Source organism: Halomonas sp. (genome assembly GCF_052095695.1).
Classification (GTDB): domain Bacteria; phylum Pseudomonadota; class Gammaproteobacteria; order Pseudomonadales; family Halomonadaceae; genus Vreelandella.
The window spans coordinates 1-14,085 of the sequence record NZ_JBQDLQ010000089.1; the positions used below are offsets into that span (position 1 = coordinate 1).

At 49.4% G+C, this 14,085-nt stretch carries 7 protein-coding genes and 2 pseudogenes; 6 read left to right on the forward strand and 3 right to left on the reverse strand.

What is annotated here, in order from left to right:
• The first annotated feature begins 235 nt into the window (after positions 1-235).
• Complete coding sequence (locus tag ACTH5D_RS14650; RefSeq protein ID WP_441672520.1) at positions 236-1,117, forward strand: hypothetical protein; 882 nt, start codon at positions 236-238, stop codon at positions 1,115-1,117.
• Positions 1,118-1,124: 7 nt separating this feature from the next.
• Here ACTH5D_RS14650 and ACTH5D_RS14655 read toward each other — a convergent pair whose 3' ends face one another.
• Both ACTH5D_RS14655 and ACTH5D_RS14660 read right to left on the reverse strand, forming a co-directional pair.
• Complete coding sequence (locus tag ACTH5D_RS14655) at positions 1,125-6,500, reverse strand: hypothetical protein (protein ID WP_441672522.1); 5,376 nt, start codon at positions 6,498-6,500, stop codon at positions 1,125-1,127.
• 925 nt (positions 6,501-7,425) lie between these two features.
• Positions 7,426-7,641 carry a hypothetical protein gene (locus ACTH5D_RS14660; RefSeq protein ID WP_318782783.1) on the reverse strand — a complete coding sequence of 72 codons (216 nt, stop codon included), beginning with the start codon at positions 7,639-7,641 and terminating at the stop codon, positions 7,426-7,428.
• 33 nt (positions 7,642-7,674) lie between these two features.
• Here ACTH5D_RS14660 and ACTH5D_RS14665 point away from each other — a divergent pair.
• Positions 7,675-7,746, forward strand: a pseudogene (locus ACTH5D_RS14665) (hypothetical protein); the annotation flags it as partial.
• Between the two features lie 83 nt (positions 7,747-7,829).
• Positions 7,830-7,991: pseudogene (locus ACTH5D_RS14670) on the forward strand (zinc ribbon domain-containing protein); the annotation flags it as partial.
• A gap of 86 nt (positions 7,992-8,077) precedes the next feature.
• Here ACTH5D_RS14670 and ACTH5D_RS14675 read toward each other — a convergent pair.
• Positions 8,078-9,103 (reverse strand): helix-turn-helix domain-containing protein, encoded by a 1,026-nt coding sequence (locus ACTH5D_RS14675; RefSeq protein WP_441672524.1) that lies wholly within the window; start codon positions 9,101-9,103, stop codon positions 8,078-8,080.
• Between the two features lie 185 nt (positions 9,104-9,288).
• Here ACTH5D_RS14675 and eat point away from each other — a divergent pair, with 185 nt between their 5' ends.
• From eat to ACTH5D_RS14690, 3 genes are all read left to right on the forward strand, one after another.
• Entirely contained in the window at positions 9,289-10,749 is a 1,461-nt protein-coding gene (gene eat / locus ACTH5D_RS14680; RefSeq protein ID WP_192539471.1) for an ethanolamine permease, read from the forward strand.
• A 79-nt stretch (positions 10,750-10,828) separates the two neighbouring features.
• Complete coding sequence (locus tag ACTH5D_RS14685; RefSeq protein WP_441672527.1) at positions 10,829-11,815, forward strand: phosphotransferase enzyme family protein; 987 nt, start codon at positions 10,829-10,831, stop codon at positions 11,813-11,815.
• A gap of 43 nt (positions 11,816-11,858) precedes the next feature.
• A complete protein-coding gene (locus ACTH5D_RS14690; protein ID WP_192539469.1) occupies positions 11,859-13,193 on the forward strand; it encodes an aspartate aminotransferase family protein in 1,335 nt (444 codons plus the stop codon).
• Positions 13,194-14,085 lie beyond the last annotated feature (892 nt).

A 14,085-nucleotide genomic window follows, 5' to 3' on the forward strand; every position in this document is an offset into this window, starting at 1 on the left:
CGGTGGGCCGCCTATTCGATCAGGCCAAATCCACGTGAAGTGACGAAGAACCATTAAAAAATAGCGCTAAAACCTGCGTCTATTTAGCCTTTTGAGCATATGTAGTAGCTGATAACTTATTTTTAAGCACATATGGTACTAAAAAAGCAAAAAGCGGTAGTGCATCCTACCACAAAAAAATTAATTATTATTAGAAAAACCTAAATCTTTCGGTCCCACAGTATTGAGGAACAGCATGCCTAAAAAAGAAGATAAGACGCATTTTCAGTACCCAAAGAATCTCATCATTAAAGTCGTTTCATTAGAAGATGCTATAAAAATTCAGTATGCCAATGGTCTTGTATGCACACCTGAAAACCTCGAAAAAACTGATATAAGAGATTTCACTTATCATTTACAAGGGATTTTATCAAACTACATCGAAGCATCAATACCAGATAACAGCATCAGTATCGAAAATACATTTTTCATAGCAACAGAAGGAGAAAATCGGAACAAATATATCGGCATGCTATTTTTAAGAAACCAGCCTCACCAAGAAAAATTAACACGTAAACTCGCCCGAATAGCTTACGAAATAACGCATTCCGTCATCACACAAAAAGACATTTTAAGTATCAACCATATCAATCATAAATTACCTGAAGATGAAGAATTTATTAAAGAACACTCTGAAAAATTCATTAATAAAAAAAATGCACGACCTATTAAGCATCCGTTTACCGTATCACCTGAAATAGATAACAAAAAACAGCCGAAAGTGGAAATCCTAGTTAGCGGTCAGTATTGTGCACCAACGTTTGCAACACCTAAACCGACGCCAGTGAAGGGTTATGCTATACCAGCAGGATATGATGAACACAGCAATACAATCTCTCTTTATAATATCGACTCAACTAATAAAGTTTCAAGCACACCTTTTACGCTCTCCTCCAGTCATGCTGACCATATCATGACATTAGCTTCTGCAAAAGTTAATAACCACATCTTATACTACACCGGTGAACGTTTGGAAAACCCTAAAGGCCCCACTAAACAAAAGTCATATGTATTGTCTACCCTTTCCATTGCGAGCGACGACAATCCTTACAAAAACTTTCAGCTGCAATCTAGCTAGCGTTAAACTACTTTTTATTCATATACAAATAAGTGGCAGTCACTATGTAAGCGACTGCCAACTCATACCGGCTTCTAACAATATTGTGTTCATTTTTACCTAGTAGCAGCCCGGCATATTGCTGATACCTCATCTCTCTACCACCCTTTACAACTTCAAATATATCTAGCTGAACACTCGTATCACTTATCTCTTTCAACCCATACGAGTGCAGCATGCGCTTTACGTCATCGCTGCAGTTTTTTCCAGCGATGACATAGTTGGATGGGGACACTTTAAATGCTTTGATAGTAAGAGCGATAACTGCCACGTGCCTCGCATCACTCATCAATAGATGTCGGTGCCGGCCAACTTGGCCAGCTAGCTCATTGAGTTCTAGTGCCTCATTAGTCGTTAAAGTTTCACTATCTATTTCTTTAGTGTGTTCAAGCAGCCGATCCCAAGCAGCGTCGCTAATACTGCGCAGTAATCCCAAGGGATAGTCTTGCGACGTCACCCATTGGTCTTTTCCCCGCATTTTGAAACGCATATTGTTTTCAGCCAACTTAACAACATCTTCAAGAATAGCAGCATGACCCGGAGACAATCCTAACGCCTCACTCGCTCGCCGCACGTTCTGCCTTAGCGCGCCTAATCGCAACGCTTTCATCAATAAATGCGGTGTGGGTTCGTGAAATAAAGGAAGCGCTTGCGGTATCGCAGAAGCTGGCGTGTAACGTTTAAAATCCTGTGGTTTTATGGTTTCTTTGAGAATACTGCCATTGATTCCTTTAACAGGCGTCAGCGCATCCGCCCATTCTAGAATCAAGTGATTATAGTTTAGTAACCCTGTTGCAGGCTGCCGGTGCCCCATTAAGCGCGCCAATCCCATCATCACGCGACGCGAACAGTGATGTTGTTGCCCCATCACCATCTGACGCAGATGAGCGCTGTCTACATGCTGGGTTATTTTTGTGGCCACAGGCGTGTTTAGCTGCAGCAGAGAGGCCGCCACTATATTGTAGAAAGCATGGCGCGCGTGATGGAGTGATAGTGATGGGCTGCCACTCACGTGACGCAATGCATCTATCTCAGCAGCACTGATGGCTGAAGCACTGAGCGCTATTTCGACGCTACCCTTACGCATCTCACCGAGGAGTGGCGTGGCTGCTTCCCCGCCCAACAGTGCATCATGACGGTTAAACACGGCATTGATAGTGCGTTGCTCTATTGCGTCGAGAGAAAACAAAAGCGGTACAGCTCGGCGAGCAGCCTCGCTTTTGAGCGTTCGATAACGGTTATTCCGAACCAGTACCCAACTGTAGCCATGGGACTTACACCAATCTCGCCTGAGTAATCCCCTCGCTTCATCCAGCCGCAAGCCAAAGCGATACGCGCATAGCAATACAAATTGAAGTAAACACCCAATATCCGGATCTCGTTGCGATACTTCTATCCGCTTTAATGTCTCGAGGTATTCTCGTTCTGAGAGTACTTCAGCACGCACGTGTCGCCCTTGCTCTGCAACGGGTAGCTCACCCCAATCCGGCTCTTCAACTCCATAAGAGGCAGCTACGCGGTGAAAAGAGCGCAGACGATGGCTAAAATAGCTCATATCGCTTAGCTGGAATTCTTGATAATCAATTAGCCCCGCATAAAAGGCCGTAACTTCTTCACTACCGAGCTTCATCAAATCGACACCGTACGCAAGCTCCTCAAAAAGCTTACGCAACGCGCCCCAGTAGCGCTGGATACTACTGCTTTCGAACGGCTTAAAGCGCTTTCCCGCTCTTCCCTTGCCCCTTCGGATAACCGCTGCGATCCAGATGACCAACAGCATGATGGCGCTACTAACCTTACCATTTCGCTGTGTGACCAGTTGCTCCAGTGATTTTGCCGTTATTTTTGCCTGCGGCTTGGCATAGGCATCTAAAAGTTGTTTCACCTCTTTAAAGAGAAGTACCGCCTGTTGCTGCAGCTCATGTTTATCGCCATTAGCTCGTAATAACGCTGGCAATGCTGCCGAGAACTCCGAATCCTCAGTGTTGACAGTTGGCGGTGGGAATATCAGCGATTTGCCGTGCACTATACGCATATGCGCTTGCATAGGAAGACTGGTGGCCACTATCCGCCCTGCTAGGGCACCCGCTACGACGCCCGGCAATTCCAGAAGATTGGCTTGATCGACAATAGCGGCCGCCTGCTCAAGTACCTGCTGAATCGATATACACTCTTGACCCTCACAGCACTGGATAAACGCCTCAGGCAACGGAGGCGCTTGTTTTGGGACCGTCCAAAGATCGTCGAGCGTTTTTGTCGATGTTAGCTGTTGTCCATAGCTTAAGAGCGATGCCACATGGTAGGACACCGCATGGCGCTGTACGGGAGCTTGCCAGTCGGTGCTATCCAGGAGCTCGCTATACTCCAAATAATAGGTTTTACGATGATATAACAGCCGAAAGTTGTCCCCCTGACACACATCATTCAACAAACGTGTGTAACTGATGCGTTTTTCAATGCATAAAAGTAGCGCACCGAGCGCTAACGCTTGGCGTTTAGAACAGTGGGTTCGCGTCGCGTAGGGACGTATATCCATTGCCCACTGCATCAATTGCGCCATTAACGTCGCGTAAGCGGGTGCGTGCTCATGAATCAGCGTTTTTTCTGGCAACATCGGAATGTAGCGGCGCTGAAACGCATGGCGATGCGGTGACTCATGCCGCTCTAGAAGACGGGTCAGCACACTAAACCGTAAGGCTGCAGAGGGGTAAGGCGTTTTCCCCTGCTGAAGCAACATGTGCCGCCCCAGTTGATTGATCTCATGAGCGGGCAGCGTGGCAATATCACGCCCTTTTAGAAACAACTCAATATCATTAAGCGCTGCTCTGATAATGCTTCGAGTTGCTAAGCGACGATTTTTTTCGCGTAACCGCTGACCAAACATCCGGGAAAATGGCATTGAATCCCGCAAGCTGCTCACGGTGGAAACGGGCAAGGTGGCCGGTGGTACTAGCAAATCAAACGACAGTCGCTCAAAGAGTTCGTTGACCTCTTTGCGATAAGCTGTCCAATCGTCCATCCAGCACCGGGCAGAGGTATCGCTATAAGTGGCGACCCCTTTCTCAGCGTGCCCCAGCCAGCCATCCACTACTTCGTTATCGACGCCTAATAGGGGCAATTGCTGTGCTAGTCGGTGACGGAACAGATTGGGAGGTAGTGGCCAATCGAATAAAGGTGCACCGGGTAGATCTGTCGCCGACATAGAGTGCCAATTAAGCGACTCATCGAGTAAGAAGAACAGTGGCTGTTCGGCCTTCGCAGGCACTTTTAGGAGCGAGTTAATTCGCGAGGCGACTGCAGGGTGGGTGTTCAACAAATGATCAGCGAGACGCTGGAGGTACGCTAGGTAAGCCTCGACAAACTCAAGCGCCTTATCGGCCAACGGCACCATACGACCATTACGCACACCGCTGCCTTCCGCTTTATCATTAATAAACACAGCCGGAAGGGCGTGATTAAAAAACCGTGGACTTTCAAAAGGATCTTTCAGGTAGCGGCTACCCGTTGCCGCATAAAGGGCCATGACACAGTAACTTGTCCAGTGATTATGTAGACGCACCAGATCATTGCCGTTTAACGTTTCGTTAAGCTGCTCAGTCGCTTTGCTAATCGCTCTATTGAGCTCTGCTTCAAGAAGAACCAGCAAACTGCCTTGGTTCGTCGACTGTAACGTTTCTGCGCCCTGGAACTGATACGGTAAAGCGAGCCCTTGTTCAATCGCATTAATATCCCAGCTGGCATAGCTACAAGCACCAGGTAAGGCGCTACTGGGGTGGGCCGTTAACATCCTCGCGAAATGGTGATTGCCTGACGCATCAAAAACAGTTTGACCCCATGCCTCAGCTAGCCTTCCGCTAGTCACACGAGGGCATACAGTGCTCATGCGTTCATTAAACCACACCTCAATTTTGTGACCTGGCGATACGCATTGCCATAACTCTGATAACGATACTGGAGTAGATATTCGCTGATGACTTCCGCTTGTAAGTGCCACAGTTACGTCGGCATTTAGCCCAATACACTGCGTTTCATGAACGGCGGCTACGTAAGGCTGCGCGCCGATATTGGGCTGCCAGGCATTACGTCGACGCGGTGACAAGCGAACCATCTGCTTGAGGTTTGATGATAAAGACCACTCCCCTCGGGGCGCATCTCCAATGCCCATTGCAAGCACTTGGCTAAGAGACCGCGAAAAACGTATCGCGAGCCACACGAACGCTCCACCCAATCGCTCTCGTTGATCAGTATGCTTGAGCTGCTGGGCAATCCACTGCTCAATCAGTAAACGCTCAGGTGGCAAAAGTTTGGAATAGCTCCACGGTAGGTAATGAGACGTTTCCGCTTGCTGATGATAGAAGCTACGCCCGGTAAGTTCTTGCTGAGCCTGCGTATCGGTTGCATCAACCGGCAGTAAATAAATCGCTTCATCAGCTTCTTCGTCTGCCGAACCCTCTGGGCTTGGGTAGACTTCGATGAGTTGCTCAGAGGACTCATTAAAGCTTATTAACGGTGCCGGCTCAGAAATGGGCGCGGATAACTCAGCATGTACAAAAGGCTGTGGAGGGAAATCGCGCTGAGTGGTGAAAGGTTTTGTATCACCACTGGCAATCTCGATGATGGCATTGATGAATGCGGTACCACTTTTACCAAATGTATGGCTTTGCTTGTACTGCTCAGCAGCCAAAGACAACGCGTCAGTAAAACGTTCAAATGCCCAATTATCAGGTGTCAGGTAACGTCGGGCACGGCGCAAGACATCATCAACGAGTTGCCACTGTGCTTGATAGCGGTCTGCAATCAAAAAGCGCGCTGCGGTACTGATATTGCGATCCGCCAAGCAGTGCTCTGTAACTACCCGATTCGCCGCCTGAGCGACCAACCACAAGCGTAGCGCACGCCTTAACACGTATTCAGATGATTGCTCCGCCCCAGGCAGCGGGTAAGTAATTAACGTTATAAGAAACGTTTGCTCTTTAAGGCTGCCTTTATATGTTTGTTTCGTTTTTGTAGCGTCTCCTGCATGAAGAAATGCAGGATACTGACGGTTGATCAAGGGATCTTGACGAATGGCTTTCGCCAAATCATCTAACAGGGCAATAACAGGGGTTTGCCGCCACCGGGCAAGAATGTCTTCTGACTCAGGATGATGAAACTCATTAACCAGGTTGCCAATCGCGACGATGTGGTGATCTAGCCCCAGCGTCCAAAAAGCCAGCTCCAGAGCATCACTGAGATCATGCTGGGCAGCCCATTGGCATATATCGCGATAGGGGTGGCCAAAGCGCGCTATTTGATTATCTGTGCTTTTTTCATCGTTTTTAACTGCGGTCGTGTACTCTACCATCGCCCTTATACTTTATTACATAAAATTTTACTATATAAGATAAAGCAATCTAATATATAGCGATAGACGCTAAACTTAGCTGAAATTTCTTCCTTTAAGTTTCAAAGTAAAAGAAAGCAAGCGTAACATAATAAAATTAAAAACAATCTCACCTATGACGGGGTAGATATTGTGGTTCCATATCACCATATCAGCCGTGCGCAATTAATGGGATATTTGTACGTTCAGGATGATCACATCGCCTATAAAAATTATCTTCTATTAACAAATGGAGGGCTTTTTCAGCAATTCATCCGAGAACAAGTACATGGGCATCAAGCTTCAGAAACAAGATCCATGCAGAGAGCTAAACGGCACCCTCCAGCATCCCGAAAACTGAACTGGCATTTAGGTATGGTATCGCTACCGCAACCATCCGACATTGGAGTTATCGTGACTACGTCTATGACCGACTGATCACATTGCACAACCTGATGGCTAAGCTCACTCCTAAGCATGAGGAGGCTCGGGTCGCTGCTCGAAAGTTCTTCGCCTTGGTTTCAATAACCTTCTCCTCGTGTCGCGAGACTTCCTGACCCCACGGTTGCCCACCTACGGACTGCACCGAATGCTTAGCGATGTGAGGCGCCGACAACGATAAGCCCTTCACCGTTCGCTTCACGTGAACGTATGAGCACGAACCCAGCGGCCGCCACCCGTTCGACTAAGAACAAAGAACCTGGCATTAAGCACCTTTTGATTAAACAGGGAAGTCCGCAAACGAGCTCTATAGTGGAGAGCTTCAGCTGCATTATCAACGACGTACTGGCGTATCGGCGCTATATACCTTCCAGAGCTGACACTCAAACGTTACTAATACTCCACAGAAGGCGCAGATGCTACTTCATTGGTTGCCTATGTAAAATGGGCACCGAGGCGTTGCCGATCATGCCCAAGTTAGTGGGGATTGATCTTGGGTAAAAGACCTGTCCGAGACCAGTGATAGCGCCAAGGTCAATACTCCACGCCACACAACACGCAGGGGCGGGCGCAACGGCGCTTCAGTCGCAAGCAAAAAGGCTCGAATAATCGCGCCAAAGCGAAGCAGTAATTTGCCAAGTGCCACGCCAAAATCGCCGACACACGGCTTGAACATCTTCATAAACTCACCCGTCAGATCGTCAACGAGAACCAAGTGATCTGTCTTGAAAGCCTCGCGATGAAGAATATGGTCAAGAACCGGCATTTGGCCAAAGCCATCGGTGACATGGGGGGGGGTGAGCTGGCATATCAGCTCCACTACAAGGCCGAGTGGGCGGGGCGTCAATTCGTCGCTGATACCCTAGTAGCAAGCGCTGCTATGGCTGCGGGTTTGTGCTGGAATCACTGCCGCTCGATGTCCGCACTTACGATTGTCCCGAGTGTGGCACCCAAGGCATCGACCGTATTGTGAACGCCGTCCGCAACATTCTACAAGCCGAGACTGCGCTGTTAGCGGCGATTGAGGATTGAGGTAACATCGAGAGTGACGCCTGTGGAGTTTGTATAAGACTGCCAATGCCAAGGCATTGTTACTGAAAATGGAGTGATGCATAGGGTCAATGCAGCCGCCGCTTGAGCGTATCAGAGGGTCGCTCACAAAATAGCCGCTTGTAATCCAAAGCAAACTGACTGAGATGATAAAATCCCTGACTTGCCGCTGCATCGGCAATAGACACACCACTACAAGTTAATAACTGGCGTCGCACGCGATTCAGTCGTGCGGCCCTCAGAAATTGCACAGGACTGATTCCAAGAATACTCTCAAAACTGTACTGCAGAGTTCGCCGGCTAACACAGGCGATGTCACATAATGCGGCAATAGTCACAGGACTATCGCCCGAAGTTTTTAGATAGTCCCAGACGCGATCAACCACAGCGCGACGGTGAAGATAGCTAGGGGCTTTTGCTGAATTGAGTGTCCCACTATCCAGCAAGCTCAGAAACTCCTGTAACAGCATGTCCTTGTGGATGTCAGTATCCATGGCATCACTGGAAGACGCCAGAATCTGCTTGACCAGTAATGATATGGTATCGACTTGCTTTGTATTGCTTTTCAGGCAAGGTGTCGCAGAATCAATGAGGTGCTCAAAACTGATGCCTTCCCGGTCGGCCAATGCAAACAGCTCATCACGACGAATCAAAATGCTAAGGATGTGGCAATTGGCAGGTGTCATCAGCTCAAACGAATGGTGGCCAAGACGCCAAAGCACGTCGTTCTGCTCAACCTCCTGACCATTGATGCGAAAATGCTCTCGCTGAGAAGGTATCCCTATCCAAAAAGCGTCTGGCCAAGGAATGCATTGCTGATAGAGCGTCTGATTAGTGTATTCATTTATAATCTGAATGCCACCAAAGTGACACTCTTCCACACGCCCTTCGAAACGTCCTGTACTGCACTGATTGTACTCCTGAGCCCAGTTAGTCAGATTAAATGCCTGCTCGTTTACTTCATGCGAAATAGAGACACGCCATTGCGGAGCAACTTGTTTCTCTTGTGATTCATTCGGGTGCATTTTTTCCTCTTTATTTTTGTTTTGCACCAGTTTGTGCGTTGTTTTTTTAGCATGTAAAGCCTTATACACAGTCGTTCCCCTCCCTTTGCGTACTTTTGCCAAAATTCGATAACCCGTATCGAAATAAGCTCTCTAACCTCAAAGAGCTAGCAATTTCCGTTCCCTTTTCACTGACCAAAGCACCATTCACCAATCGCAGCGCAAAGGAATCGGCAAACGCACAACAACTCGTTATGTTGACCTGGAGGATGCTCATGGCAAACGCAATTGATAAGGATTACCTGGCCAAACGCCAGTTAAAAAAAGGAACCGCTGGTTGGATACTCCTTGCAGGTTTAGGGGTGTCCTATGTTATTTCTGGCAACTTCGCCGGTTGGAACTTTGGTCTGGCAGAAGCTGGTTGGGGTGGTTTTGTAATTGCCGCCGCTTTGATGGCCACCATGTACTTTGCATTGGTGCTCTCGCTGGCAGAAATGTCAGCCGCCATTCCTGCCGCAGGCGGAGGTTACAGTTTTGCTCGGCAGACTATGGGCCAGGCAGGTGGCTACCTGACGGGACTGGCGGTACTGATCGAATATGCATTAGCACCAGCGGCCATCGTGATTTTTATCGGTGCTGCGGTTGAAGAGCTGCTGGGAATTAATGGCCCCTGGGTCTATGCGCTCTTCTACGCCATCTTTATTGGCATCCACCTTGCAGGTGTTGGCGAAGCGCTGAAGGCTATGATGGTTATCAGCGCCCTCGCCGTGATCGCAATCCTGACCACCGCCGTAGCGCTGATAGGCGATTTCAGCACCTCTAACCTGTTCACGATTGCCGCTACTGATGAGGCTGGTGGTAGTAGCATTTGGCTACCCTTCGGTTGGTATGGTGTATGGGCTGCTCTGCCTTTTGCCATGTGGCTGTTTCTGGCCGTTGAAGGCGTACCGCTAGCCGCTGAAGAGGCCCGTGACCCAGCTCGTGATATGCCCAAGGGTATTATTGCAGCAATGATATTCCTGTTGTTCACCGCTACATTGGTGGTGTTCTTACTCGCCGGAGCAGCAGGGGCCGATGTGATTTCTGCCAGCGGCGTTCCGCTCGTAGATGCTCTGAAAACCACCGGAAACAGCGGTCTGGCTACGGCTATCAATGTGCTAGGTCTTGCTGGGCTGATCGCATCTTTCTTTTCAGTCATTTACGGCTACAGCCGTTTGGTATTTGCTCTGTCACGGGCAGGCTACCTTCCCAAAGTGCTGTCAATTACCAGTAAGCGTAAAGCTCCCACCTGGGCGTTAGTTGCCCCTGGAGTTTTCGGCTTTCTGGTCTCACTGACCGGTGAAGGCGATCTTATTCTGGGCATGGCCGTGGTGGGCGCCACTATTTCCTATGCGCTCATGGCACTCAGCCATATTCTGCTTCGCCTGCGCCGCCCCGAGCTAGAACGCCCCTACAAAACTCCGGGTGGCATTGTCACATCCTCTATTGCGTTGTTGCTTTCGATCGTCGCCATGACCGGCGTCTATGCCTTCGACCCCCGCGCCTTTAACTACACCATTGTGCTGTTTGTCATCGGGACGGTGTACTTCTTCGCCTATGCCAAGCGCCATCTAGTCGCCCAGTCAGCGGATGAAGAGCTGGCGTTGATCTTGGAAGCAGAGAATGCCGTTGAGGAGATGGAGGCGCTTCAGGCAGCCTCCGATATTCCTCTGCAACCCAAAGCCACGCGGACCTGAACATTGTCACGACAAGTTAGCCCCTCAGCGCTGTCTGGTGATGGCGCTGAGGGCTCCAAATCGCAGGAGAGAATGTCAGATGTACACACAAACCCTGGTTGACGACCTAAAAGCGGAACTTTGCCAATCACTTGATTATTGGAAAATGTCCGCGGATACCCGAATTGAACTGCTGACGACGTCAGAAAATGCCACGTTCGTTTCGCATGACCCGCTAACAAATCACAAACGCATTATCCGCGTTCATCGCCCCGATTATCACGACCAACAGGAGATTGAATCCGAGCTGGCATGGATTCACGACCTGCGCGCGTCAGGTCGCGTGAATACACCCTCACCAATTAACACTATCACTGGCAGCCCGGTGATCAAGATGGCCATTAATGGCCGTGATTTTCATGCAGTTGCGTTTGAGCATGTTAGCGGCAGTGAACCAAATGTCGGAGAAGCCTTGCCTGACTGGTTTGAAAAACTTGGTGCGGTAACAGCCTCTCTTCATGAGCACAGCCGAACCTGGCAGCGCCCGGACTGGTTTGCGCGCAAACGCTGGAACCTTGACACCATGATTGCCCCCGACGGGCTTTGGGGTGATTGGCACCAAGCACCGGGCATTACCTCCAAGGATGAAGACATCATCCATCAGGCTATTGAACATATCCATCTCGTCATTGATGCCTATGGCCACCACGAAGATCGCTATGGCCTGGTACATGCCGATTTGCGCCTGGCCAATCTACTGGTCAATGACGACCAACTGGCCGTCATCGACTTCGACGACAGTGGTTTCTGCTGGTACGCCTATGATTTCGCCGCAGCGATCAGCTTTCATGAGCTCGACCCGATGATTCCAAAGTTGCGCGACGCCTGGATTCGTGGCTATCAGACCATCGCCCAGTTCGATGATGAAGATATCGCTGCGCTGGATACCTTCATCATGATCCGTCGCATCATGCTCAGCGCTTGGTTAGCAACACACGCCGAAACACCGACCGCCCAAGCACTAGCACCAGGTTACATTCAGGGTACCGCTGAGCTTGCCCGTCAGTATCTGTACGCCAGGGGCTGAACAAAAAAAGCAATTTTCTTTGTTGATTCAAAAGGATATTATCGTGAACAATATTCGTGGCATTCTCGACCAGAACGCTTTTCGTTTTGAGAATCTGGATCAAGCGGATCCATCACTTAGGGAGATGGTTCGTAAACGCCTTGAAACCGTCGGCCCCACATCCATGCTGTTTTACGAAGAGCCCTTGCACATCGTCAAAGGCGAGGGTGTTTGGCTTGACGACAGCCAAGGGCGGCGCTACCTGGACATGTACAATAATGTACCGTCAGTTGGGCATTGCCATCCACACATTGTGCAGGCGGTGGCCCGGCAGATGGGGGTACTGAATACCCATACTCGCTACCTCCACGAGGACATTCACCATTACGCCGATCGCTTGCTGTCAACACTCCCCGCCCCGCTGGAAAGGTTGGTGCTAGCCTGTACCGGCAGCGAGAGTAATGATATGGCCCTGCGACTGGCACGCCAGTGGACAGGCAAGCACGGTATTATCGTCAGCGAAGCGGCGTATCACGGCAATACCAGCGCTGTCACCGATGTTTCCCCCTCATCATACAAAACTGGGTCTCCCCCGGATCACGTACACGTTATTGCGCTTTCCAACATACTGACCGCCGTAGATCCCGCACAATGGTTTCTTGAACAGGTGCAGGCGGGCGTTAAACAACTAGCCGCACGCGGCCATGGCTGTGCAGCGTTACTGGTCGATTCAATTTTTTCCAGTGACGGTATCTATGCCGACCCCGCCGGTTTCATGGCACCTGCGGTGACATGGCTTCAGGCCAATGGGAGTTTGCTGATTTCCGACGAAGTGCAGCCCGGTTTTGGCCGTACAGGTGCTGGCATGTGGGGATTTAGTCGTCATCAGGTCACACCGGATATTGTGACCATGGGCAAGCCAATGGGCAATGGTTTTCCGATGGCGGGTCTAGTGACACGGGATGAGTTATTGGCCGCACTAAATGCTGATATTGGTTACTTCAACACCTTTGGTGGCTCCACTGTCGCTGTCGCGGCTGGCATGGCGGTACTTGATGTGCTGGAGGATGAACAGCTGATCACCAACGCCCAACATCAGGGCGAGTACCTCAAAGCACAGCTGAATGACCTTAGGTCGCACTATGAGGAGATCAGTGATGTCCGTGGTGCGGGACTGTTTATTGGGCTGGACTTATGTAACCCACATCAAAATGGCCAACCGGACACCTCTCGTACTACTCAGGTTATTAACACACTCAAACATAACGGCGTGCTGATTGGCGCAGCGGGTAAATCAGGCAGTACTTTAAAGCTTCGCCCTCCTCTTTGCATTCAACGCCAGGAAATTGACCTCTTTATTGAGACGCTGGAACATGCGATCAAATCTACTTCAGGTTAAACCGGCTACAGCAGAAAATGGTCGCTAAAGTTGCTAAAATAATGAACACTCAGAATCTGATTCTGGGTGTTCAAAAAGCCGAAGTGGTTATCCACACTCGCATCCCTCCTTGGTCTGCGCAGCAGGATATAAGCGCGACTTCAGCCTTACCATCCAGCAGATTTACTCAGCTGGCGTGGACGCCCGCCTGCTGGATGACGTTGATCTAGCGCTATGAGTTTCCCACACAGCTCTGTGTGCTGACCCTATGACCCCACCCAATTTGAATCCAGGCAACGAGCATGCCAGTGGTTCTAGTGTTCCAGTGAACAGATGGCACACTGTCTATTGCTGACCTGATTGGCAATAATCTTCGACCACGCACGATGTATAGATAAAGTTCATCAGAAGAGGGACGGGAGATTGGGTGCGGTACTGCATATTAAAACGGTACATGCCAAAGGCTTATTGAACGGTGTGGATACAAAGCTAGGGCTTACTGGTTCTATGATGGTAACACACGCCTGAAACCTGTTTTGGCTTGGTGTGCCGGCCAGTGCATTCGTTTATTTACGATCAAGATTACTTAATCTCAGCTTTCAGGAAACAAAGATATAAGAACATTTACGTTCGCCCTGTAACATCGGTTTGTTAGCGCACTGTGACTGGCCTGAAGGTCACTTTCTGCCAAGGCAATTTCCCCAAGCTTTGTGCCAACTATAAGCTCCCTCATGTGCTCTTAAGTGACGCTACCTCCGCGAATGCAACCCAAGAAAAACCCTTTCTAATGATGATTTTAGATCATTAAACGTGATTTTAGGACATATAATATGTCCCTATTTCATCAGTCTCATAACCGTCATCGGTTCAAATCCGGTCCCCGCTACCAATATTTTGAAAGGCAGATCAGTTA

Excerpts from the sequence above, each read along its gene's own strand:
- ACTH5D_RS14650 (WP_441672520.1), top strand. The coding sequence starts at position 236 with ATGCCTAAAAAAGAAGATAAGACGCATTTTCAGTACCCAAAGAATCTC.
- ACTH5D_RS14655 (WP_441672522.1), bottom strand. The coding sequence starts at position 6,500 with ATGGTAGAGTACACGACCGCAGTTAAAAACGATGAAAAAAGCACAGAT.
- ACTH5D_RS14660 (WP_318782783.1), bottom strand. The coding sequence starts at position 7,641 with ATGAAGATGTTCAAGCCGTGTGTCGGCGATTTTGGCGTGGCACTTGGC.
- eat (WP_192539471.1), top strand. The coding sequence starts at position 9,289 with ATGGCAAACGCAATTGATAAGGATTACCTGGCCAAACGCCAGTTAAAA.
- ACTH5D_RS14685 (WP_441672527.1), top strand. The coding sequence starts at position 10,829 with ATGTACACACAAACCCTGGTTGACGACCTAAAAGCGGAACTTTGCCAA.